22 protein-coding genes are annotated in these 21,890 nt (G+C 45.8%); 8 read left to right on the top strand and 14 right to left on the bottom strand.

The genetic code is table 11. From position 1 onward, the window contains the following. Positions 1-164 precede the first annotated feature (164 nt). Both BLT32_RS07190 and BLT32_RS07185 read left to right on the top strand, forming a co-directional pair. Positions 165-1,037 carry an MBL fold metallo-hydrolase gene (locus tag BLT32_RS07190; protein ID WP_053953683.1) on the top strand — a complete coding sequence of 291 codons (873 nt, stop codon included), beginning with the start codon at positions 165-167 and terminating at the stop codon, positions 1,035-1,037. 13 nt (positions 1,038-1,050) lie between these two features. Continuing rightward, a complete protein-coding gene (locus BLT32_RS07185; protein ID WP_053953682.1) occupies positions 1,051-2,793 on the top strand; it encodes a bifunctional protein tyrosine phosphatase family protein/NAD(P)/FAD-dependent oxidoreductase in 1,743 nt (580 codons plus the stop codon). A 56-nt stretch (positions 2,794-2,849) separates the two neighbouring features. On the opposite strand, the gene BLT32_RS07180 is transcribed toward BLT32_RS07185, so the two are convergent. The 5 genes from BLT32_RS07180 to BLT32_RS07160 all read right to left on the bottom strand — a co-directional run bounded on the left by BLT32_RS07180 (position 2,850) and on the right by BLT32_RS07160 (position 9,154). Next, a complete protein-coding gene (locus BLT32_RS07180; RefSeq protein WP_053953681.1) occupies positions 2,850-4,487 on the bottom strand; it encodes an amino acid ABC transporter ATP-binding/permease protein in 1,638 nt (545 codons plus the stop codon). Next, the gene (locus tag BLT32_RS07175) at positions 4,484-6,130 is read right to left on the bottom strand and encodes an ABC transporter ATP-binding protein/permease (protein WP_053953680.1); all 1,647 of its coding nucleotides are present in this window, start codon (positions 6,128-6,130) and stop codon (positions 4,484-4,486) included. Before BLT32_RS07175 ends, BLT32_RS07180 begins: the two co-directional genes overlap by 4 nt. Positions 6,131-6,139: 9 nt before the next feature. Next, positions 6,140-7,147 carry a cytochrome d ubiquinol oxidase subunit II gene (gene cydB / locus BLT32_RS07170; RefSeq protein WP_053953756.1) on the bottom strand — a complete coding sequence of 336 codons (1,008 nt, stop codon included), beginning with the start codon at positions 7,145-7,147 and terminating at the stop codon, positions 6,140-6,142. Positions 7,148-7,158: 11 nt separating this feature from the next. Continuing rightward, positions 7,159-8,541 (bottom strand): cytochrome ubiquinol oxidase subunit I, encoded by a 1,383-nt coding sequence (locus BLT32_RS07165; RefSeq protein ID WP_053953679.1) that lies wholly within the window; start codon positions 8,539-8,541, stop codon positions 7,159-7,161. A gap of 70 nt (positions 8,542-8,611) precedes the next feature. Next, on the bottom strand, positions 8,612-9,154 hold the full coding sequence (locus BLT32_RS07160) for a Tll0287-like domain-containing protein (protein ID WP_053953678.1): 543 nt from the start codon (positions 9,152-9,154) through the stop codon (positions 8,612-8,614). Positions 9,155-9,298: 144 nt separating this feature from the next. On the opposite strand from BLT32_RS07160, the gene BLT32_RS07155 reads away from it, so the two are divergent. The 6 genes from BLT32_RS07155 (at position 9,299) to BLT32_RS07130 (ending at position 15,795) form a co-directional block, all read left to right on the top strand. Then, entirely contained in the window at positions 9,299-10,261 is a 963-nt protein-coding gene (locus tag BLT32_RS07155; RefSeq protein WP_053953677.1) for an HDOD domain-containing protein, read from the top strand. Positions 10,262-10,334: 73 nt separating this feature from the next. Next, positions 10,335-10,829 carry an Mpo1 family 2-hydroxy fatty acid dioxygenase gene (locus BLT32_RS07150; RefSeq protein WP_053953676.1) on the top strand — a complete coding sequence of 165 codons (495 nt, stop codon included), beginning with the start codon at positions 10,335-10,337 and terminating at the stop codon, positions 10,827-10,829. A 284-nt stretch (positions 10,830-11,113) separates the two neighbouring features. Then, positions 11,114-11,389, top strand: a complete 276-nt coding sequence (locus tag BLT32_RS07145; protein WP_053953675.1) for a hypothetical protein — start codon at positions 11,114-11,116, stop codon at positions 11,387-11,389. Further along, a complete protein-coding gene (gene kynU / locus BLT32_RS07140) occupies positions 11,386-12,627 on the top strand; it encodes a kynureninase (protein WP_053953674.1) in 1,242 nt (413 codons plus the stop codon). The genes BLT32_RS07145 and kynU overlap by 4 nt, the downstream gene beginning before the upstream one ends. 19 nt (positions 12,628-12,646) lie before the next feature. After that, on the top strand, positions 12,647-13,498 hold the full coding sequence (gene yghU, locus BLT32_RS07135) for a glutathione-dependent disulfide-bond oxidoreductase (protein ID WP_053953673.1): 852 nt from the start codon (positions 12,647-12,649) through the stop codon (positions 13,496-13,498). 104 nt (positions 13,499-13,602) lie between these two features. Next, positions 13,603-15,795, top strand: a complete 2,193-nt coding sequence (locus BLT32_RS07130) for an OsmC domain/YcaO domain-containing protein (RefSeq protein ID WP_053953672.1) — start codon at positions 13,603-13,605, stop codon at positions 15,793-15,795. Here BLT32_RS07130 and BLT32_RS07125 read toward each other — a convergent pair. From BLT32_RS07125 to BLT32_RS07085, 9 genes are all read right to left on the bottom strand, one after another. Further along, positions 15,785-16,960 (bottom strand): APC family permease, encoded by a 1,176-nt coding sequence (locus BLT32_RS07125; protein WP_053953671.1) that lies wholly within the window; start codon positions 16,958-16,960, stop codon positions 15,785-15,787. The genes BLT32_RS07130 and BLT32_RS07125 overlap by 11 nt on opposite strands. 131 nt (positions 16,961-17,091) lie before the next feature. Beyond that, positions 17,092-17,559 carry a cytochrome c gene (locus BLT32_RS07120; protein WP_053953670.1) on the bottom strand — a complete coding sequence of 156 codons (468 nt, stop codon included), beginning with the start codon at positions 17,557-17,559 and terminating at the stop codon, positions 17,092-17,094. Positions 17,560-17,591: 32 nt separating this feature from the next. After that, positions 17,592-18,161 (bottom strand): tellurite resistance methyltransferase TehB, encoded by a 570-nt coding sequence (gene tehB / locus BLT32_RS07115; RefSeq protein WP_053953669.1) that lies wholly within the window; start codon positions 18,159-18,161, stop codon positions 17,592-17,594. Between the two features lie 607 nt (positions 18,162-18,768). After that, on the bottom strand, positions 18,769-19,158 hold the full coding sequence (locus BLT32_RS07110; RefSeq protein WP_053953668.1) for a hypothetical protein: 390 nt from the start codon (positions 19,156-19,158) through the stop codon (positions 18,769-18,771). A gap of 36 nt (positions 19,159-19,194) precedes the next feature. Beyond that, positions 19,195-19,818 (bottom strand): hypothetical protein, encoded by a 624-nt coding sequence (locus BLT32_RS07105; protein ID WP_053953667.1) that lies wholly within the window; start codon positions 19,816-19,818, stop codon positions 19,195-19,197. 90 nt (positions 19,819-19,908) lie between these two features. Further along, positions 19,909-20,466 carry a hypothetical protein gene (locus BLT32_RS07100; RefSeq protein WP_053953755.1) on the bottom strand — a complete coding sequence of 186 codons (558 nt, stop codon included), beginning with the start codon at positions 20,464-20,466 and terminating at the stop codon, positions 19,909-19,911. A 59-nt stretch (positions 20,467-20,525) separates the two neighbouring features. After that, positions 20,526-20,969 (bottom strand): hypothetical protein, encoded by a 444-nt coding sequence (locus BLT32_RS07095; RefSeq protein ID WP_053953666.1) that lies wholly within the window; start codon positions 20,967-20,969, stop codon positions 20,526-20,528. Positions 20,970-21,069: 100 nt separating this feature from the next. Continuing rightward, complete coding sequence (locus BLT32_RS07090) at positions 21,070-21,576, bottom strand: phage exclusion protein Lit family protein (protein WP_053953665.1); 507 nt, start codon at positions 21,574-21,576, stop codon at positions 21,070-21,072. Between the two features lie 37 nt (positions 21,577-21,613). Continuing rightward, on the bottom strand, positions 21,614-21,890 hold a 277-nt coding region (locus tag BLT32_RS07085), incomplete at its 5' end, for a transposase (protein WP_143020949.1).

The raw sequence follows: 21,890 nt of genomic DNA, 5'->3' as shown, positions 1-21,890 counted from the left end.
CCATTTGAAAAACGATTACTTTAATCGTTATTTTAGATTTAAAATTTTGTTCTAATAGAATTGATAACTATAACTTATTGTTATTTGCCCATTGCTCTCTTTGGAGTTAGTGTTGGTTATATAGATATTGCTTTTGGTTATATATTACTGAAGAGGCTTTATATATGTCATCAAAGAATCCTGTCGTTACTCACTTTTTCGATGAACCGACAAACACATACAGCTATGTTGTGCAGGATCCAGAATCTAAACACTGCGCTATCATTGACTCCGTACTCGATTTTGACTACGCCGCAGGCCGCACTAACACAGAGTCAGCTGAGGCTATATTGGCTTTTGTAAAAGAAAAGCAGCTTACCGTGGACTGGATTTTAGAAACCCACGTTCACGCTGACCACTTATCTGCGGCTCCTTATTTGCAAGAGAAAACCAGTGCAAAACTGGGTATTGGAGAACATATTAAGACCGTTCAGGAGACTTTCGGTAAAGCATTTAATGCGGGTACCGAGTTTGCTCGTGACGGTAGTCAGTTTGACCGGCTGTTTGCCGATGGAGATACCTTTAATATCGGTAATATTGAGGCAAGAGTACTACATACACCGGGTCATACGCCGGCCTGCCTTACCTATGTCATCGGCGACGCCGCGTTCGTTGGCGATACCCTATTTATGCCCGACTATGGCACCGCGCGCTGTGACTTTCCTGGCGGTGACGCTCGCACGTTGTACCGCTCTATACAGAAAGTATTTGCTTTGCCGGGCAACACTCGCTTATTTATGTGCCACGACTACAAAGCCCCCGATCGCGATGAGTATGCCTTTGAAACAACCGTTGCAGAAGAGAAGCAAAACAACATTCATGTCGGTGGCGGAAAAACCGAAGAAGAGTTTGTGAAAATGCGTACCGAGCGCGACGCGACACTGGGTATGCCCCGGTTAATCCTCCCCTCAGTACAAGTCAACATGCGCGCAGGGCAAATGCCGCCAGCGGAAGATAACGACCAACGTTACCTGAAAATTCCGCTTAACCTATTCTAAATGAGGTCTTGTTATGGAACGTCGTAAACTCAGCCCGTTTATCAGTGTTTCACCACAGATCTCTGTCGAGGATGTCGGTGTTGCTGCATCTCTGGGTTTCAAAACCATCGTCTGCAATCGCCCTGATAACGAAAGCGACGATCAAATCAATGCCGACAAAATTAAGCAGGCAGCTGAGAGAAATGGACTAACATTTAAACACTTACCCGTAGTTTCCGGGAATATCACCGACGATGATGTAAGTGCGTTTGCGAAGCTGATGGCCGATATCAAAGGCCCCGTACTCGCTTATTGCCGCACCGGCACTCGTTCATGTACCTTGTGGGCGTTGGCAGAGGCTGCTCATCTAGCTCCACAAACGTTACTCGATACAGCTCAAGAAGCAGGCTACGACCTCTCAGGTCAGCAATCCCGTATGCAGCAACGCTTTGAGCAAAGCACTGCTGACACTTCTCAAGCAAACGCCCCTTCGGTCAACAAACATACAGTGGTCATCGTTGGCGGCGGAGCCGGTGGCCAGTCAGTTGCCGCTAGTATTCTAAAGCGCCAACCGCAAACCGATATTGCTATTGTTGAGCCGGCTGAAGCACATTATTACCAGCCTGGATGGACCCTAGTCGGCGGTGGCGTTTTTGAGCGTGAGCAAACCAAACGACAGATGCGCGACATCATGCCGAAGGCCGCCAAGTGGTACCAAACCGCAGTCAGTCAGTTCCTGCCTGAGCAGCAACGCATCGTCCTCGAAAATGGTGACCAAATTGCGTATCAAAGTCTGGTTGTAGCAACCGGACTCAAACTAGACTGGGAAGCAATTCCGGGATTAAAAGAAAGTCTGGGGCTGCATGGTGTCACTTCAAACTATCGGTTTGATCTTGCACCGTACACTTGGAAATTAGTACAGGCCACCCGCAAGGGTAAAGCCATTTTCACGCAACCGCCAATGCCGATAAAGTGTGCTGGAGCTCCACAAAAAGCAATGTATTTATCTTGCGACGAATGGAAGCGTAGTAACTTTCTAAAAGACATTGATGTTGAGTTTTGCACGGCAGGCGCAGCTCTTTTCGGCGTCAAAGACTACGTACCGGCGTTGCAAAAATACGTTGATAGCTATGGCATCAATTTACAGTTTCAGCATAATTTAATTGCTGTAGACGGTCCCAATCAAAAAGCAACGTTTGCAGTAACTGACAGTAGCGGCCGTACCTCTGAAGTAGAGAAGTCATTCGATATGTTACATGTTTGTCCGCCGCAAAAAGCCCCTGACGTTATTGCCAAGAGCCCATTAGCCGATAAAGTAGGATGGGTCGATGTCAGTGCAGAAACACTGCAGCACAAACAGTATGGCAACATTTATGCCGTTGGAGATGTGGCTAACGCACCTAATGCGAAAACCGCTGCAGCAGTTCGTAAACAGGCCCCGGTCGTTGCCGAAAATGTACTGTCGACGCTTGCAGGTAAACCCGCAATGGCGGTTTACGAAGGCTATGGCTCTTGTCCATTGACGGTAGAGCGCGGAAAAATCGTATTGGCTGAATTTGGTTATGGCGGAAAATTACAACCTACCTTCCCAGCCTGGTTAGTTGACGGCACAAAACCGACTCGCTTGGCTTGGTTCCTAAAAGAGAAAATGTTGCCGTGGCTATATTGGGATATCATGCTTAAAGGCAAGGAATGGCTAGCCAAGCCTAAACACCTCAGTCACCGACCTGAACCGCATAGCGCACCTGACGCCTGCAATTTCGAAGAAAAGAAATAAACCTTTCCCAACCTAGTGGCGGCTACTCATTCTCTCCGGTAGTCGCTGCTTTTTAGTTAAAACGGTTTAAGTACTACCGTTTCCCCCTGTGGAATTTTCGGGTTATCAAGTTCGTTTGGCCCAAGGTGGCTAATAATAATCCACGTTTTGTCCTTGTAGGCAGCAACGATATTTTCCAGCATTCTTTTCGCCAGTTGACGCTCGAGCCCCGCAAAAGGCTCATCTAACAAAATAATGGGACGCCCTTGTAATAAAACTCTTGCTAACACAAGTCTCCGTAATTGACCGCCTGATAGCATCACGCCTCTGGCACCAACTAGGGTATTCAGTGATTCCGGTAAGGCCCTTACTACATTATCCAGTTCCACTAACTGCAATACCGCCCAGAGTTCTTCATCGCCGATAGGTTGATGCGATAGGTTCAGGTTTTCTCTTATCGACCCATCCAATACTTCCGTTCTTTGCGTTAAAAAGCTGATATGGTTATCTACATCCGCCCCTTGCGATAAGGTGATTTTTCCGGTGAAACAGGGCAGCCACCCCATAATGGCTTCGGCTAACGAGCTTTTACCAAGGCCTGACGGACCATTCAGCCAATGTACATAACCGGGTTTAAACTGTGCCGATACCGGCCTTATCAGGACTCGCTTGCCTCGTTTGACACTGATGTTATCCAGCGTCAAGGAAACGGCTTTTTTCAGAGGCTTGCTGCTGTGACTCTTTACTGGCTTCCGCACTGAGGTTTCATTAGCTAACAAGTGTTTCGCTGCCGCTACCGTTTTTCCATAGCCTCCCCATTGAGACGGTAACTCCGCTGCAATCTCTTGCCATGCTAGCGCTGAGAGCACCAACATAATCATTTCAGCGCTGCTTATCATACCCGTCTCAAAAGCAAAGCCTGAAAGTATCACCGCTAGCAAAAAGACGCTGTGAGAGAATATTTCGACAAGCCATAATGTTTTATGCTGAATTGCCAGCTGCTTGTCGTCGAGCTGCTCTTGTCGTTGGGCTTGCTTTAGTAACGCCTGCCGGTGGGTTTTATACGCCCCCCATGCGAGTAGCTCAGTAGCTGACTCAGTAAACGCCATCGACTGCCGCCGCAAACGCTGTGTTGATTGCAGTTGTTGCATTGCCAAAGCACGTGTTTGCTTTGCCATTCGAACACTGACAAAGAGCACAAGCAATGCCGCTATTGCCAGTGCTATCGCTGCCGAAGGAATACAGATTCCCCAAAAGAGAATCAACAGACACGACGATAATACGAAAACCAACACCGGCGCCATAAGCCTTAACAGCAGGTTATCCATGGCATCCAAATTACGCGTTAAATATTGCACGCCGTCGGCAACTCGCAAAGGGGCTAAGCTTGCCAGCGAACGGCCTTGTAGTCTTTTGAACAGCGCGACACGCCAGCGCGCTTGTAGCTTTAAAACAGCATCGTGATTGATCAAACGCTCTACATAGCGGCTCAGAGTACGCGTCACAGCAAAAAAGCGAATTCCGGCCCCCGGTGTGTAAATATCAAATGCAGTATATAAAGCGGCGGCTGTTATAAACCAACCAGACAATGACAATAGACCAATACCAAATAACGCAGTCGCTGTCGCAAGCCCCAAGCCAATAAAAATCTGAAGCCGGACACTTTTAAGCTGCTTAAGCCAGGGCTTTAAATATTGCCAGTCACGGTGATTCATGCCGACACCTTTATTAATTGCGTAGCCCGTTTAATAAGTAATGGATCATGACTTGCGACAATGACGGTATTGCCATCATGGGCATAACTCTGTAAGCACTTTCTAATAGCTTCCGCAGACACTTCGTCAAGATTCTCCGTCGGCTCATCGGCGATAATGACAGCTCGTTGAGATAATAGGCAACGTGCTAACGCAAGCCGACGCTGCTCACCTCCAGATAGTCCGACCCCGTGCTCTGAAAGCTTAGTGCCAAGTCCCTCAGGGAGCGTTGCCAGAAGCTTATCAAGACGCACCTGTGCTAATGCTTCGAAAATTTGTGCGTCACTGTGATGCTCGAATATGTTGAGGTTAGCACGCAAGCTGCCTGCGGTTAGGAATGGTTGCTGAGCAAAATAGGCAATTTGGTGAGTACTTTCGACTTGTTGAGATAACTGTCCCTGAAACGGCAGCTGCCCCAACAGAACTTTGACTAGCGTCGTTTTACCGCTGCCTGAGTCACCTGTTATTACACAAAGCTCCCCCCGCGCTATCTCGCTATCAGGAAACTTTAATTGCTTATTAGCTCCGCTACTGCCAAATGTCACGCTTAGGTTATTCCAAGCATAAAGATGAGTGTCTTTGCGCAAATCATCACTAGTACCAGAGCTTTCTTCAGCGGTAAGGCTATCTTTATTTAACTCGCACAATAAGGTCGCGGCACCAACAGCCGCCGCGCGATCGTGGTAACTTTGCGCAAATTGTCGAAGTGGCGCAAAGTATTCCGGCGCCAGCAGCAAAACGAAGAGCCCTGTAAATAAGGTTAATTGGTCAGCGCCTAACCAGTCGATATAACCCAATAGACCAAAGCCCACATACAAAGCAACACCGGCAATCGCCACACTGGAAAAAAACTCCAGCACAGCTGACGATAAAAACGCAATACGAAGAGTCGACATAGTGGCTTTGCGGTAATCTTCGCCCGCTACTGCGACATCATTAACAGCAGCAGTACCGGCACCAAATAGCTTTAACGTCGTTAGGTTGCGTAATTTGTCAGTAAATACACGGCTCAACGCAAACGTTTGTTGTGCATGTTTTTGGCTTAACCTTTCAGCCCCTATACCAACAAGCGCCATAAAAACCGGAATAATCGGTCCTGAAATTAGGAGTAAAGCACCAACAACTGGGTTTAAGTAAAAGCACACCAGTAAAATAAGTAACGGAGAGGTGACGACCAAATACTGTTGCACCAAATAGCGGCTGAAGTAGCCCTTCAAAGATTCAATAGGCTCTAATTGCAACGAACCGTCTGCTGCCGCTAACGGCTTTCCCGCTAACACTTTTCGCTGCCAGTCGTCAGCAAGCTTCTGACGAGCTTGTTGGCTTGCCAATAATGTCGCTCTGCGCAGAAACTGTTGCTGTATTTGCGGCAGCGTTGCTCTTAACAAACTGGTGAGCGATAACCCGCTCAATAGCATTGGCTGAGACCAAAGTGAGTGTCCACTCACAAATAATCTTTCGGCCAATAGTGCCAGGAATGATAACTGCCCGATGACAGCCACTGTTTTTAATAAACCTAACAAAAACGCCCACTGAATGGGGCGTTTTACGTAAGCAGCAAGCTGCTTTAAATAGGCTGAAGCAGACGCAAAATCAGCGTTCATTCACCATTCCTAATGATAACCCTGGTCAGCTTTGACCTTACCTCGGAATACCCAATAGGTCCAAGCGGTATAGACCAGTACAATTGGAATAACGAATAGCAGCCCTATTAACAGAAACAGCTGAGACTCGTGTGCTGACGCCGCATCCGCAAGAGTATAATTCGGCGGTACTACGTAAGGCCATTTACTTGCCAACAAGCCTAAATACGTAAAGATAAATAGCGCCATGGTCGCAATAAATGGCGTGCCTTCGCGACGCTGACTAACAGACCGATAAATCCAGAATGCACTGAGTAAACCGAGTATAGGCAGTAGCCAAATTGCAGAGAAGCCACTAAACCAGCGCTCAGCCACAAATGCATCGACAAACGGAGTCCAAACGCTAATGACAAGGAAAATGATTAACACAGCTGCCAATAGTGGTTTAACAAGCTTGTAAGCCCAATCTTGAGTCGCTCCTTCTGACTTCATCACTAACCAGGTTGCACCAAGCAGTGCATAACCCGCAACCAAACCTACACCGGTCAAAACAGTGAAAGGTGTTAGCCAATCTAATGCACCGCCAACGTACCGCATATTCTCTGTTTCAAAACCTTGAATGTAAGCGCCCACTACCGCGCCCTGTGCAAACGCTGCAACGGTGGAGCCAATAGCGAATGACCAGTTCCATAAGTACCTGGACGAATGCGCTTTAAACCTGAATTCAAAGGCTACACCACGGAAAATGAGCCCTGCCAGAAGTAAAAACACACCAATATAAAGTGCAGGTAAGAAGATTGAATAGACTAAAGGAAAAGCAGCCAACAACCCGGCTCCACCAAGCACTAACCAGGTTTCGTTGCCGTCCCAAACAGGGGCAACCGAATTCATCATAATATCTCTACCTTGTTCGCTCGGTGCGAACATAAACAGGATACCCTGCCCCAAGTCAAAGCCGTCCATCAGTACATACATGATGACACCAAAGGCAATGATTGCAGCCCAAATATAGGTTAAGTCAAAAACGGGTTCACTCATAACTGACATCCTTAATCAAAGCTTGCTTCAGCAGCAGACAGTGGGCGTTTCGGACGATGTTTCTCATCATCGTGTTGTTCGGTACCTTCTGTACCTGTACGAATAACTCGCGTCAGATAGTAAGCGCCAGCAGCGAAAACAAACGCATAAACTAAGAAGTACCCAATCAAAGTAAACAGTGCCATCCCACCCGTTAACGATGGAGTAACTCCCTCTGCGTGCGTCATTTGCCCATAAATCAAATAAGGCGCGCGACCCACCTCGGTGACGAACCAGCCGGCCAATACAGCAATAAACGGACTTAGCGTCATTAAACGCAGTGTTTGTAAGTACCAACGCTTATGCATATAGGCTTTGTTACGTCGCAGGAACAGTCCAATAACAGCAACCAACACCATTAACAAACCCATAGCCACCATAATCCGGAAGGACCAGAATACGATAGGTACATTTGGCTGTAACTCCGGTGGCTGCTCTTTCACACCAGGAATTTCACCGTCCCAGTCGTGAGTTAATATGAAGCTAGCCATTTTCGGAATGCCCACTTCAAAGTGGTTGGTTTGCTGCTCTTGATCTGGAATTGCAAACAATAACAAAGGCGCGCCTTTTTGCGTTTCCCAGTTACCTTCCATCGCCGCCACTTTAGTTGGCTGATGCTCAAGCGTATTTAAGCCGTGCAGGTCGCCAATAAAGACTTGTAGTGGCGTCAGGAATAATAGCAGCCAAAGCGTCATCGATAATGCTTTACGATGTAACTCCGTGTCCCGCTTTTGAATCAGGAACCAGGCACTAACACCTGCAACCACAAAACCACCGGTCAAGAATGAAGCCAAGCCCATGTGAGCAAATCGATACCAGAAAGACTCGTTAAAGATGGCCGCCGACCAATCGACTACATGGTAGATACCGTCACGAATCTCTACCCCTGCAGGCGTTTGCATCCAGCTGTTAGCCGAGAGGATCCAGAATGACGAAATAAAGGTACCAATAGAGACCATCAACGCCGCAAAGAAATGCACACCGTTAGGCACTTTGCCTCGACCAAATAGCAATACCCCTAGAAACGCAGCTTCAAGGAAGAATGCTGTCACAACCTCGTAACTAAGCACAGGCCCCAGGAAGTTTGCGGTTGCCAGAGAGAAATTACTCCAGTTCGTACCAAACTGAAACGACATGACAATGCCTGACACAACTCCCATGCCAAAAACAACAGCGAAAACCTGCGTCCAGAACGCGCCTAAACGTTCCCATTTCGGGTTATTGGTTTTGAATGCAAGGCCGTAAATGAGTGCAATATAAGACGCCAGTCCGATAGTAAATACCGGGAAAATGGCATGGAAAGACACAACAAATGCGAATTGAATTCGCGAGAGGAACAGCGGGTCAAGTTCCATCACATCATCTCCTAACTAAGGATTTAAGTCATTCTAAACAATAACCTTACAATATCAAGGGTTATTGGCTTTAATTTTTTGATCTAACTAAAAAAGCGCCTCGAATCTTCCCAACTTCGAATCCAGTCGCTTTATCGTTTGGGTACTTGTCGGTAATTACTTTTCTTAGCTCAGGCTCAATGCTCGAGCCATGACACGCCGCACACTGTGGCTGCATAACGATGGCTTTCATCCAAACCGTTTGCCCCTCTTCATTCGTGTAGCGCTGAGTCGGTACGTTTTCTTTCGTTTTGTTCCATAACCGCTCGAACTCTTTTAGAACCTGCTCTTGCTTTTTAGTCGGTTCATTCTGCGGGTTTCTCACTTTCAAAGATGTACGTCCAACGCTTAGGTTTAGTTCATCACTCACCGCACTGGCAATTTCTGGTGCCTGCTCGTTACAAACAGAAATTGCAGCAACATGACCGTCTTTCTGAATGGTCGACATAAGCACCTTACCTAAACGCTGTTGCAACTGCTTCGCCGCCTCTTCGTAATTTTCTTCACTAGCAAACGCGGATGTTGATATACTAAGAAACACTATTGCAGATATAAGACGCGATACAGTGAACATAGTTAACCTCTCAGTTGAATTTTACGTTTAGGTTATATGTTTATACTGTTTAGTTCTATTGGAATTTTTGAGACATATTGTCGCAGGGGTAATCAACATTAATTTCGCAGTTTACAACCACTCAGAATAGTCAATAATGAGTTTATGACAACATCACCTTCAAACCGGAGTCTTAGTAGCATTAATAATGTCGATATTGAAAGTATACGCAAAAATATAGAAAAGCTGCCAATGCTGCCAGTGGTTGTCTATGAACTCATGAAGTACAACCCTGATAGCAAAGACTTTTACGATATTGTTTTAAAACTCGCTCAAGCCGATCCGCCGCTTGCCACCGCATTGCTAGGGTACGCCAACTCTGCCGCTTTCGCGCAACATGAAGCGACAAAAGTCTCCAGTGTTAAAGCCGCTCTCTCTCGCGTCGGCGCCAAACGTTTATTTGAGCTTCTCTTTGCACAGTCAGTGACCCGGGTTTTCCTGCCACGCAAAGCAGAACACCGAGAACTTTGGAAGCATTCACTGCAAGTAGCTCAGTTCGCCAGTTATTTAGTCGAGAGATCAGAGCACCAATATGTCGACCCTCAACAAGTATATATGGCGGGTCTACTTCACGACATTGGCCGTTTTGTCATATTGCAGTTAGCACCTCACGCCATAGACAAAACAGAAGAAAAAGGTTGGCACACAGCAAATGAGCTTATTGATGTCGAAAAAGAAATAACAGGACACACTCATGCTGAAGTCGGGTTGAGCGCTTGTAAAAAACTTCATTTACCAAGGGTTATCGGTATAGCCGTTCAGTACCATCACACACCCGAAGTATTTAATAGTAAAGCCTTGTCGAAAGAAAACAGACAGTTATTAACTGCTATTATGATTGCAGATGAAATGAGCTTCTTTTTAGCAAATAACAAAAAAAATGCACACCTTCCTCCTGCTGAAATAAAAAAAACGCTAAAGGAGTCGGTTTTAAGCGAACATATCGACACCGAGATAGTGCCCTTCAACAAGTTCTGCTATGAGTTTGGTAAAGCCCAACATCAGGTTGAGCGAACATTGGATTCGTTGGGAATAGGTGACTCAACCCATAAAGTCAACTCACATTAGTATGTAGACAGCTAATTGACAATGGTAACGATGCGTATCAATCTAAAACGAATCTCTTCCTAAACGAAAAGCTATGAAAACAATTGTAGAACATTTAGCTCAATACGCCGCTTACCACCGCAACCGTAAGAACGTTGCAACACACTTAATTGGTATTCCGATGATTGTTGTGGGTATTTTAACGCTGCTTTCGCGGCCAGTTTTGCCCATGGAGTTTATGATTATTACGCCTGCCAGCATTGCCGTTTTTCTGTCGATTATTTTTTATGTTCGGCTGGATATCCCGTTAGGCCTGCTTATGACGGTTTTGCTATGGTTTGCGTTGGCTGCCGGCCGATACTTTGCGGCTATGCCAACTGAGCTATGGCTCAGTTGGGCCATTGGCTTGTTTGTTGTAGGTTGGGTATTCCAGTTTATTGGCCATTACTTCGAAGGTCGCAAACCGGCTTTTGTTGATGACATTATGGGCTTAGCCGTCGGTCCGTTATTTGTCGTGACCGAAGTTGTATTTATGCTGGGCTTGCGAAAAGAGTTAAAAGCCGACGTTGAGCGTCAATTAGAACAATAAGTCCCAAGGCTGGCTTGGTTAAAGTCAGCCTTGAATATTCACTAATGACTTAGTTGTCTTCGGTGTTTAAGCTTTTCTCTTTTCTCGGTGGGTTCACCCAATACACATAATTACCTCCTGAACAGTCTAAACCGCTCATTACTGAGTATAGAATCTGCTCAATTTTTCGCCTCAACTAAATCTCTTTAGTAATCAATCAAGTATTTTATTGCCCTTAAAATTTTAAACTTGTATGGTTCCAACAACACCTAAAACTGATTAATAGAAAATATTGGTATGACTTAATGAAGCGCTTAATATTTATCGTTCTGGCCATTTTTTTAACTTGCTCTTTTGCTCTCAGCGCTCAAGCAGAGAAACTTAAACAAGTCTCCTTTTCAGAGGTGCTTGAACTTTCCTCAGGTAGTTCCGTTAAAAAACACAGTTATGGCACCCACCCCTCTCAGTTCTTTGAGTATTGGCCAGCGAAAAACGACGCAGGCCACTTCGACATGATTCACCCTAAAACCGATACCTGGACAATCATTATTCAGCAGCTGAACAAAGAATTGAAACCATGAATGTAACTGATGTAGAAGTCTTAGATAGCAATGACCCGTTGGCCAAATATCGTGATGAGTTTCACCTTCCTGAAAACACCATTTATCTGGACGGCAATTCACTCGGTGCGCTACCCAAACGGGTCAAACAAAGGGTCAAAGAGGTTACCGAGCAACAATGGGGTAACGACTTAATAAGCAGCTGGAACCAACATAACTGGGTCAATTTACCTCAACAAGTTGGCGAAAAAATTGCGCCAATTATAGGCGCGTCGGAAGGTCAGGTAATATGCTGCGACTCTATTTCTGTCAATTTATTCAAACTGCTAAGCGCTGCGCTTAGTTTTAACGGCACAAACAGCCGCAACAAAGTCATTTCAAGCCACGACAATTTCCCTACGGATCTTTACATAGCTCAGGGGTTGCAGGGGCTTCTGGGTGAACAGCGCTGCCAATTCGTTGACGTTCAGGAAGATAATTTGCTTCGCAGTATCGACGACTCAACCGCTGTCGTTATGGTCACCGAAGTGAACTTCCGCAGCGGTAAACGGCTGGACATTAAATCGTTAACCGAAAGGGCTCATCAGCATGGTGCGCTTATTATTGTTGACTTAGCGCACAGTGCCGGTGCTATGCCTGTTCACCTGGATAACTGGAACGTCGATATGGCCGTCGGTTGTACCTATAAATACCTCAATGGTGGGCCAGGTGCTCCGGCGTTTGTTTACGTAAACAACGCCTTGCAAAATAAATTACAACAACCCATTACCGGCTGGTTTGGTCATCAAAACCCGTTTGCATTTAACCCACAGTACCAACCTAAAAGCGGCATAAAACAGTTCCTCGCTGGTACACCATCAATTATTTCAATGTCAGCAATCGATGCTGCATTGGAGCTGTTTGACGATCTAGATTTGCAAACCGTGCGTAAAAAGTCAGTGACATTAACGACATTGTTTGACGACTTAATCAATCAATACGGTTTAAATGACCAGCTACAACGTCTTTCTCCGGCATCAGCTGAAGAGCGAGGTAGCCAACTGAGTTACTCGTTCGCGTATGCTTACGAGCTGTGTCAGGCGCTGATAGACAGGGGCGTCATTGCGGACTATCGAGCTCCGCACTTTATTCGTTTTGGCTTTGCGCCACTTTATAACAGCTATAAAGATGTATGGAGCGCTGTTGAGCAAATACGAAACGTCATGCAAACAGATGCGTATAAAGAGTCACGTTACGCAGAGCGCCTGGCAGTCACTTAAACGCTATTTTGGAGGCTTTATGGGAAATACAGTATCAGGAAATGACTACCAACCACCTAAAGTGTGGAAGTGGGAGCAAGAAAGTGGCGGCAAGTTTGCCAGTATTAATCGCCCTGTGGCTGGCGCTACGTATGACAAAGAATTACCTGTGGGTAAGCACCCGCATCAGTTGTATTCGCTGGCAACCCCGAACGGACAGAAGGTCACAATTTTATTTGAAGAGCTGTTGGAGAAAGGCATAGATGCTGCCGAATACGACGCCTATATTATCGATATTACTGAGGGTGAACAGTTCAGCAGTGGTTTTGTAGAGATAAACCCGAATTCAAAAATTCCGGCACTGCTCGACAACTCCACAACGCCAGCAACCCGCGTATTCGAGTCAGGTTCAATACTGCTCTATTTAGCGGAAAAGTTTGGAGAGTTTTTACCCAATGAGCCTGCCAAACGTACCGAGTGCCTAAACTGGCTCTTCTGGCAGATGGGCAGTGCACCTATGTTAGGTGGTGGTTTTGGCCATTTTTATGCCTATGCACCGGAAAAACTGGAGTACCCCATCAATCGCTACACAATGGAAGTAAAGCGCCAGCTTGATGTGCTCGACAAGCAACTGGCTGACAACGACTATATTGCCGGCAACGATTACACTATTGCCGACATGGCAATTTTCCCCTGGTACGGTGCGCTTGTGTTAAACGAGGTCTACGAGGCTGCTGAATTTTTACAAGCGCATGAGTACAAAAACGTGGTGGCCTGGGCGAAGCGCATCAACGAGCGTCCGGCCGTAAAACGCGGTCGTCGTGTGAACAAAGTTTGGGGCGAAGAAAGCGAACAATTACGCGAGCGTCACAGCGCCAGCGACTTTGAGTAACTCCGCCTATGGCAGTGGCTACGCCGATAATGATCAATGACTGAAAGTGTGGGATAATCCCGCACTTTCTCAGCTCTTCTATTTACAAGCGAAAGTCCCTCTCTATGGAAATCAATGTTCGTTTTCTCGAAAACATGCGCCTTGAGGCGAAGTTTGATGACTTCACCGTCATTTCTGACCAACCCATTCGTTATAAAGGCGATGGTTCAGCACCCGGGCCGTTTGACTATTTCTTAGCGTCATCGGTCATGTGCGCGGCTCACTTTATTCGCCTGTATTGTGATGCGCGCGACATTCCAACCGAGAACATTCTCATTTCCCAGAACAATGTTGTCGACCCGGAAAACCGCTATCAACAGCTGTTTAAAATTCAGGTTGAGCTGCCGGCGGACATCGACGAGAAAGATCGCAAAGGCATTATTCGTGCGGCTGAACGCTGCGCGGTTAAGCGGGTTATTGAGAACGAATTGGCGTTTGACGTTGAAGCTGTGGAAAGCATCACGCAGGACGCTCAGGCATTACTCACTATTGACCCCAGCGGTGACGAGAAAACCTACATTGAAGGCAAAGACCTGCCTTTAGAAGACACCATTAACAACATGACCAAGCTGTTAGCTGACTTGGGCATGAAAATAGAGGTGGCCTCCTGGCGCAACATTGTGCCAAACGTTTGGTCACTGCATATTCGTGACGCCGCGTCGCACATGTGCTTTACCAACGGCAAAGGCGCCAGCAAAGAAAGTGCATTATGCTCGGCGTTGGGTGAATTTATAGAGCGCTTAAGCTGCAACTTTTTCTATAATGACCAGTATTTTGGTGAAGAAATTGCCAATGCCGACTTTGTTCATTACCCGCAAGAAAAATGGTTTCAGCCCGGGCCAAATGATGAACTACCGGCCGAAATACTCGATGAGCGAACGCGCGAGTTTTATGATCCTGAAGGCGAACTACGCGGCTCTCACTTAATTGACACCAATTCAGGACGTGTCGATCGAGGCATTGTGTCACTACCGTTTGTGCGTCATTCCGACAGAGAAACTATCTATTTCCCGTCAAACCTCATTGAGAACTTATACTTAAGTAACGGTATGAGCGCCGGCAATACATTGGCGGAAGCTAAAGTGCAGTGCTTGTCAGAGATTTTTGAGCGGGCTGTTAAGAAGCAAATTATTGAAGATGAGATTACTCTACCCGACGTGCCACAAGACGTTCTGAATAAATACCCGGATATTGTTGCCGGTATCAATGCACTTGAGGAGCAAGGCTACCCGGTATTGGTAAAAGACGCTTCACTTGGCGGACAATTCCCGGTTATGTGTGTGACGCTGATGAACCCACGTACCGGCGGCGTATTTGCTTCCTTTGGCGCGCACCCGAGCTTTGAAGTGGCATTAGAGCGCAGCTTAACGGAGCTATTACAAGGTCGCAGCTTTGAAGGACTGAACGACTTACCACCGCCAACCTTTAATTCTATGGCGGTGTCCGAGCCAAACAACTATGTAGAGCATTTTATTGACTCCTCTGGTGTCGTGTCCTGGCGCTTTTTCAGTGCCAAGTCAGACATTGAATTTGTAGAGTGGGACTTTGCATCCCCAACCAATGATGAAGAAGCCGATACCTTGTTCAGTATTCTGAAGGAATTGGACAAAGAAGCCTACATTATGGTGCACGAAGACCTTGGCGCTCCGGTTTGCCGCATATTAGTGCCGGGTTACTCCGAAGTGTATCCGGTTGAAGATCTCGTCTGGGATAACACCAATATCGCGTTGCAGTACCGTGAGGACATTCTGAACCTGCACCGCCTGTCAGACGAGCAGCTGGAAGACTTGGTGGAGCGATTAGAAGACAGCCAGCTCGATAACTATATGGATATTATTACGCTGATTGGTATTGAGTTTGATGAAAATACCGAATGGGGTCAGCTCACTATTTTAGAGCTTAAGTTGCTTATTTATCTGGCACTGCAACGTCATGAAGACGCTCAAGAGTACGTTGAAATGTTTCTGCAGTATAACGACAACACACCAGAGCGCGTGCTGTTTTATCGTGCGATTGAAGCCGTACTGGAAATTACGCTGGATGACGAACTAGAGCTGGATGATTATCGCTATAACTTGGGCCGTATGTATAGTGAAGAAGTGATTGAAGCGGTTATCGGCTCCGTACAAGGCACCACACGCTTCTACGGCCTGACGCCAACCAATATGCAACTGGAAGGCATCGACCGTCACTTGAAGCTGCTGGACAGCTACAAAAAGCTACATCGTGCTCGGGCTGAAAGAGCGGCTAAGCAATAGCCGCTAACCCAACAAGCCCGAAGCAGCTTATTAGCCCAAGCACAGACACAAATTTAGGAACAAAACGCTGCTCTTTACTGACGTTAAGGGCAGCAACGTTAGTGATGCCATAGTAAATAAGCACGGTAAATGCGCTTAACGTCCAGGCAGATTCTATCCCCCCAAACCCAGCGATAACGGCCATGATCAGGAAGGTTAGCCAGGTTGCAGCAGGTGCCGATTTCTGGGCTTTATCGAGGCCGCCCAAAACGCGAGGCAAGTCACCACGGCGTCCCATAGCTAAAATGACACGCGAGACACCGAGTAATAAGTTTAAAACCACGCCGCCCATAGCTAGTATTCCGCCGACAATCACCACCCACTGCCACGGAGAGTCACTGATTAGGTTAGCGATATTGAAGTGGCTCTCTTCAAATGTATTAAGGCCCCCTACATGCAGAATAGCCAAACCAACAGCAATGTATAATGCGCTGACCACCGCTAACGTCAATACCACCGCCCTGGGAATATTGCGTCTGGGTTCGGTTATTTCTTCCCCCATTGTGGCTATGCGTCCGTAGCCGGTAAATGCAACGAACATTAAAGCCGCCGCATGGAAAAGCGACAAATGGCTAGTTGAAACCGACTCATTACCAACTGCCGGTGCTGCTGACTCAATTCCTAAAGCGACGCCAATAAATACAATTAAGCCAATAATACTGACTGTGACTAACAGCATATTCAGCCAGTTGGTTCTGCGCACCCCAGATAACACAAATACGGTAAACAGCAATAAGAGGCCTATGGCAACCGCTTTTACCGTGATTTCTGACACCTCAAAACTGGCACTGATGTACCATGCCACCGCCAATGCCGCCGTTGCCGCCGAAGCGCTTTTCGCCACAATGAAGAGTCCGCCTGCAATGATACCGCTGGCTGGATTCAAAAACTGATAACCATACTCGTAAGTGCCGCCACTGACAGGGTGGGCAGCTGCCAGCTGCGCAGAAGACAATCCATTAAACAGTGCAGTTATCGCTGCCAGTACAATTGCCCAAACCAGCATATCGCCGGCTATGGTCGCACTGAGTCCTACGCTGACATAGGCGCCGGTACCCAGAATAGAGCCTAGGCCAATGATTAATGCGCCACCTAAGCCGGTTTCCCTGACTAATTGGTTCGCCACATTCACACCTATAAGGATTGGTTGATTTAGGATTGTTACATTTTAGACGGGTTTTTGTTGCAGTTTAATGGCTATTAACTCAACGGCATGAGTCAGTGCAAACTATTCGGCTACAGCAACCATCGCAACAGTTACTGTTCAGTCAGTCCATCAAAGCGATCAGAAACATACTGACTATGACACGCAATACAGCTACCCGTCATTTTGTTATAAAGCTTGTATTGCTTCTGTGTATCTTTGTTTTTGGCTGCGTCCGCCAAACCAGCTGCCAGTCGATGGAAGTCTTTATCCAGTGTTACGAAGCCCTCAGGAACAGCTGCCATTAAATCTTTTTTGTCCTGCTCAGTTAAAGACTGTTTCAGTATGAAGCTGTCATGTATTTGCTGTGCCTGAGCTTCTACCTGTTTATGGTCACCGGTCACCATAGAAACATGGATAGTGGCCATTGCAGACTGAACCGAGCGCATTTCTTGTTGCAATAACCGACTTAACTTATCGGTCAGCTTGGGAGTGACAGGCTCTGCCGCCAAAGCAGCTAAAGACAAACCAATTGCGGTCAATGCCAAACCGACAGAAACGAGTTTCCGATAATATTTCATAAGAACTCCTTAATAAAATAGCCTTGCGCAGTTTACTGGCTGGGTTTACGCGCTAGCATGGTTGCAAACTTAAGTTGCGCTCCGTTGTGCATGGTTCCAAGATCTTCGTTGTACTTCAGTAACTCCCACCCTTTATAGGCGTCACGCAACTGCTCAGTTTTAAACGTAAAAGGAAAAGGAACCGGGCATGGGTGCTCATTAGTATTCATAGCACAAACAATTAAATTGTAACCACCCGGTAAGGTATGCGACTGCATATTTTCAATAACTGCATCAACACGCATAGGGTTCAGAAACATTAAAGTGACCGTGCAGGCGATAAGCCCATAGTCGTCGCCTAAAGCTGCATCGTTAATGTCGTAGACTCGCCCGTCGATATTGTCGATGCCTTCTTCACTGACAATTTGGTGTAGCATATTGATAGCGTCAGGATTATTGTCTACTGCAGTCACATTGAAGCCACGCTCGCTTAAATACAAAGCATTACGGCCATTAGAACAGCCCATATCCAACGCCTTACACGGAGTTACAACCTCGCTTGTTTTCACAATTTCACTGTGCGCGGGGTTTAGACCATAACGGCTATTTATATCAGCTGACATTATACTCACCTAGTTTTCAGTAGTGTGCTGGCATGGTACTACTTTTAAGGCGTTATTAAATAACTATAGGGCAATGTGGTCGACGCAGATCAATGTCGGAGTTGTTTAACATAGTGCTTTTAAGTGCAGGATGGTGGCCCCTCCCAGATTTGAACTGGGGACCAACCGATTATGAGTCCTGTATTGGTGGTTTTTCTAATATACGGTTTCGGACGAAAATCCTCAGATTTTCATGTGGTTATGTGTTTTATCGATGTTTTTGATCCGACGGCGGTTTTGACGATTTTGATCTTAACTTCCGCTGTAACTACCGCTTGAGATTAGTTTTCTTCAACTCATTCATTTAGCTCATTGGGCAAGCTTGAATGTCTAAAAGTCTAACGTTTAGACATTTTCCAGGACCACTACTACTTCATAGTATTCAAAAGTCGTTTTGCATGACACGGTATTCTTGGACTGATCCTCGTCTACACTCATCAAATGTATTACTTGTTATTGCCTCAATAGTTGCCTTGCTTAAATCCGCAGGAGTCAATATCTGGATTATCCCGATTAGAGTCTATTAAGCGACAATTAACCTGACCGGTCGGTCAAGATAGTTGACACTCTATAATTTTAGCCCAGAGTATACCTTGGCTAAGTAGTCTTTTGAGAGATCAAATTCTGGCTCTTCAGACTCAGGATACTTATCCCAGTACGCTACCACTCTCCCAGATTTTGCGTACCCTAACAAGTAATCGTGACCGATCTTTTCCTTAGTCGTCCAATTTTCATCGGTCACGTTCGAGACCATCAGCATGATTGGCGTATGATATTTTAATGCCCAATACGCCAACTCAGATTCAGCAATATTTTTTATATCATCTGCAACCTTAGAATCGTAAAGATTCAGTTTTAGTATTGCGAACTCTTGCCCTGTAAAAACAGGGCTGTATTCAACATAATATCCACGTCTCTTTTCTTCTAGGTCTTCGTACCGAATCCAAGGCTCAATCATCTAAATTCAACTTCTCGTGTACAATTAACTCCCAAATCAGCCGCGCGTTTTTTGCGCTGGCTGCATTTTCTTGTTATGTGATTGCGGTAGTAAATGCTGGATTTGCGCTGTTGAAACCGGCTCCAATTTATCGGCGAGCCCTTCGAGGCGCGCAACTAAAAGGCCTAGCATGGTCGAGAAATTTGCACGTGAAGCAGGCACTCCGCTGAAGAAATTATCACGAAGCCACTTAAAATGGTGGTCTTCTTTAGCCGGCAGAACCAGTGCTTTAATTCGGTCTTTATGACTGCCACTCGCAAGACTCGCGCCATATACTTCATGGGCAAATGTGTTTCGTATTTTCCTAACCATATGAATTGCACGGCAAGCCTCAGAATCTATTAGGCCTAACCTATATGTCATGTCTATCTTTGCACTGAAGGTTCCAAGCGGACCATTGTTAGTGAAAATCTGATCTTGGCTATTTGGGCAAGGCAAAAGAAATCGTTCCAGAATCAGTCCCAAAATCTGATCCAGCTTTGATGCTCCTAATATTACGCAGGCGCGATCACTCTCACCTTTGAATTCCTCGATGAACTCGCAAAACTCCTCGTATAATCGATCATCTTTTTCGTTCGAATCCTCACCTTGGGCGGCTTGTTCTAATTGGGTGTTGCTCATATCTGATGACACCCTTTCACATAACGCCCGCAATAAATGGCGCAAGGAACGAACGTCCGACGACTGCAGGGAGCGAATTTAATTGATTGGTTATACATTGTTGTAAATTCCATCTTTGATTTTCCGCGTGTCAGACATCCACCATTCGCACATATCCCAGTGATCTAGCTTTGTTGCCTCATTACCCATACTCTTCCGTATTTCAAGCAAAAAAGTACCGAGTAGAATTAGCATCTCTTTTAAAAAATTTGGGCTTTCGGCAGACTTTTTTTCTTCCATGTTATAGAAGTATTGCATTAAATTGTTATAGGACTTGACTACAGGGTCTGCTCCCATAAGAGAAAGCTTAAATCCTAGCTTTCGATAATCCAAAGTTAACATTTTGCTAATTGCAAACTCATTTTTGTCTTTATTTTTATTTCTCTTGTCTTGGGCCCAGGCAGCATCTGTCATAAGCAAGATGATAAATGGCTCCAAGATTTGGTTGTAAATTTCTATTCTGTCATCACGCAGCCTATTTTCAAGGTCAATCTTTCGCTCAACGCTTGCCTTAAATTTCCAGCCAACAGCCGAAAGCAATATTACAAGCAAAGGAGTTGCAACAGAGCCAATGGCTGTTAAGTAGTCAATCCATGTTTTGTCTTCCATCCAATCCTCGACTTTCTGTAAGTGCATAACGCCCGCAGGGAGCGAACTTGAGCGCTGAGTTATGCATTTTCATCCACGATGCGTTCAATCAGCGGGAACGTCGACCTGCAAAGCTCAACATCTCGCTCCCTAGACGGTGATTTCTGGCCGTGCTCAAGATTGCACCTAACTTGGTAAATAATCATAAAAATCTCCTGAAGTTTCCCGACAGCTGCGCCTTCACGCTGAAATTCTTCAATGTTACCGGCAGTATCTCGACCATTGCCGCGCATGTCGATCACAGGCACAGCCGTAAGGTAACCCAGTTCACCCTTATGCTCTTCTAGTATGCGCTCAGCCACCACCTCATCAACGCTCTCTTCGATATAACGCCGAATCTTATCTCTTTCATTTTGTCCGTTTAACCGGAAATACAAATGATTGAAGGCGCGCCAAGCATTTGAGAATCCATCGATAGGATCTTTAGCCTCGCGTGATCGTTGCAACCATTCTCTTGCTTTCATTGCTCACCCATATGCACAACGCTGCAATAAAAGGCGAGCGTTAGCGAGTCCAGCCCACGCCTTTTGTGGGCGATTTTTAATTGCCTTGTTAGAATTACCTTTAGTTTTCAACACGATCGACAATACGCCTATTTACGTAATTGGACATTGACACTGAGCCATGAAAAGTAAATAGATCTTCTCTTTGATCTTTCTTGGTTACTTTTATTATTTCCATTAATTGCTCAGATACATTTAGCATATGCTCTATCATGGAATCATCTAATGGCGAATCTTCCCCAAGTCGGTCATGCAATCTGGACAACCTATCCCGAGCTCTTGGATGAGTATTTGAAATTGAAAATTTTCTTATATGAAGCTCTTCCAAGCACTCTTCAACAAAATGCAGATAAAGTAAGGTAGAGAAAGCACCGTGAGATATTTTAGTAAATGACTTTTTATTATGAATAATATTTTTTAGTGAAAAATAATCTGCCTCAAACTCCAACTCATGATTGTATATAACAACATTACGGTCTTTGTTTCTAAGCGAAAAGGATACTACTTCTGCTTCTTTTAAATGGCCGCATAAGTAGTGACTATACTCATGACCAAATGTGAATTGCATTTGCGAGAGTGTTCAATATTCTGTGTCAGCCAAGTTTTCATAAATCTATGTGGCCATCCAGTCGACCTTCAAAGTGGATGGTTAGCTGAGACAGTGTCAGATTCCAGTTCTGCACCGGGTGCGACCAGCGCTCAGTTGCTTTTAACATACCCGCGTACAGCAGCTTAAGCAAGCTACTCTCATTGCTAAAACCGCCTTTGGTTTTGGTCAGTTTTCTGAACTGGCGGTGTACCGCCTCAACGGCATTGGTTGTGTAGATAACGGTCCGAACATAATCCGGATATTTAAAATACGCTGAGAGTGTCGCCCACTTA

The sequence above is a fragment of the Idiomarina zobellii genome, assembly GCF_900100855.1.
Taxonomy (GTDB): domain Bacteria; phylum Pseudomonadota; class Gammaproteobacteria; order Enterobacterales; family Alteromonadaceae; genus Idiomarina; species Idiomarina zobellii.
This window is presented reverse-complemented; position numbering and strand designations above follow the sequence as displayed.

Bases quoted from the DNA above. Each gene is read 5' to 3' on its own strand.
- BLT32_RS07190 (WP_053953683.1), top strand. From the start codon at position 165: ATGTCATCAAAGAATCCTGTCGTTACTCACTTTTTCGATGAACCGACA.
- BLT32_RS07185 (WP_053953682.1), top strand. From the start codon at position 1,051: ATGGAACGTCGTAAACTCAGCCCGTTTATCAGTGTTTCACCACAGATC.
- BLT32_RS07180 (WP_053953681.1), bottom strand. From the start codon at position 4,487: ATGAATCACCGTGACTGGCAATATTTAAAGCCCTGGCTTAAGCAGCTT.
- BLT32_RS07175 (WP_053953680.1), bottom strand. From the start codon at position 6,130: ATGAACGCTGATTTTGCGTCTGCTTCAGCCTATTTAAAGCAGCTTGCT.
- cydB (WP_053953756.1), bottom strand. From the start codon at position 7,147: ATGAGTGAACCCGTTTTTGACTTAACCTATATTTGGGCTGCAATCATT.
- BLT32_RS07165 (WP_053953679.1), bottom strand. From the start codon at position 8,541: ATGGAACTTGACCCGCTGTTCCTCTCGCGAATTCAATTCGCATTTGTT.
- BLT32_RS07160 (WP_053953678.1), bottom strand. From the start codon at position 9,154: ATGTTCACTGTATCGCGTCTTATATCTGCAATAGTGTTTCTTAGTATA.
- BLT32_RS07155 (WP_053953677.1), top strand. From the start codon at position 9,299: ATGACAACATCACCTTCAAACCGGAGTCTTAGTAGCATTAATAATGTC.
- BLT32_RS07150 (WP_053953676.1), top strand. From the start codon at position 10,335: ATGAAAACAATTGTAGAACATTTAGCTCAATACGCCGCTTACCACCGC.
- BLT32_RS07145 (WP_053953675.1), top strand. From the start codon at position 11,114: ATGAAGCGCTTAATATTTATCGTTCTGGCCATTTTTTTAACTTGCTCT.
- kynU (WP_053953674.1), top strand. From the start codon at position 11,386: ATGAATGTAACTGATGTAGAAGTCTTAGATAGCAATGACCCGTTGGCC.
- yghU (WP_053953673.1), top strand. From the start codon at position 12,647: ATGGGAAATACAGTATCAGGAAATGACTACCAACCACCTAAAGTGTGG.
- BLT32_RS07130 (WP_053953672.1), top strand. From the start codon at position 13,603: ATGGAAATCAATGTTCGTTTTCTCGAAAACATGCGCCTTGAGGCGAAG.
- BLT32_RS07120 (WP_053953670.1), bottom strand. From the start codon at position 17,559: ATGAAATATTATCGGAAACTCGTTTCTGTCGGTTTGGCATTGACCGCA.
- tehB (WP_053953669.1), bottom strand. From the start codon at position 18,161: ATGTCAGCTGATATAAATAGCCGTTATGGTCTAAACCCCGCGCACAGT.
- BLT32_RS07110 (WP_053953668.1), bottom strand. From the start codon at position 19,158: ATGATTGAGCCTTGGATTCGGTACGAAGACCTAGAAGAAAAGAGACGT.
- BLT32_RS07105 (WP_053953667.1), bottom strand. From the start codon at position 19,818: ATGAGCAACACCCAATTAGAACAAGCCGCCCAAGGTGAGGATTCGAAC.
- BLT32_RS07100 (WP_053953755.1), bottom strand. From the start codon at position 20,466: ATGGAAGACAAAACATGGATTGACTACTTAACAGCCATTGGCTCTGTT.
- BLT32_RS07095 (WP_053953666.1), bottom strand. From the start codon at position 20,969: ATGAAAGCAAGAGAATGGTTGCAACGATCACGCGAGGCTAAAGATCCT.
- BLT32_RS07090 (WP_053953665.1), bottom strand. From the start codon at position 21,576: ATGCAATTCACATTTGGTCATGAGTATAGTCACTACTTATGCGGCCAT.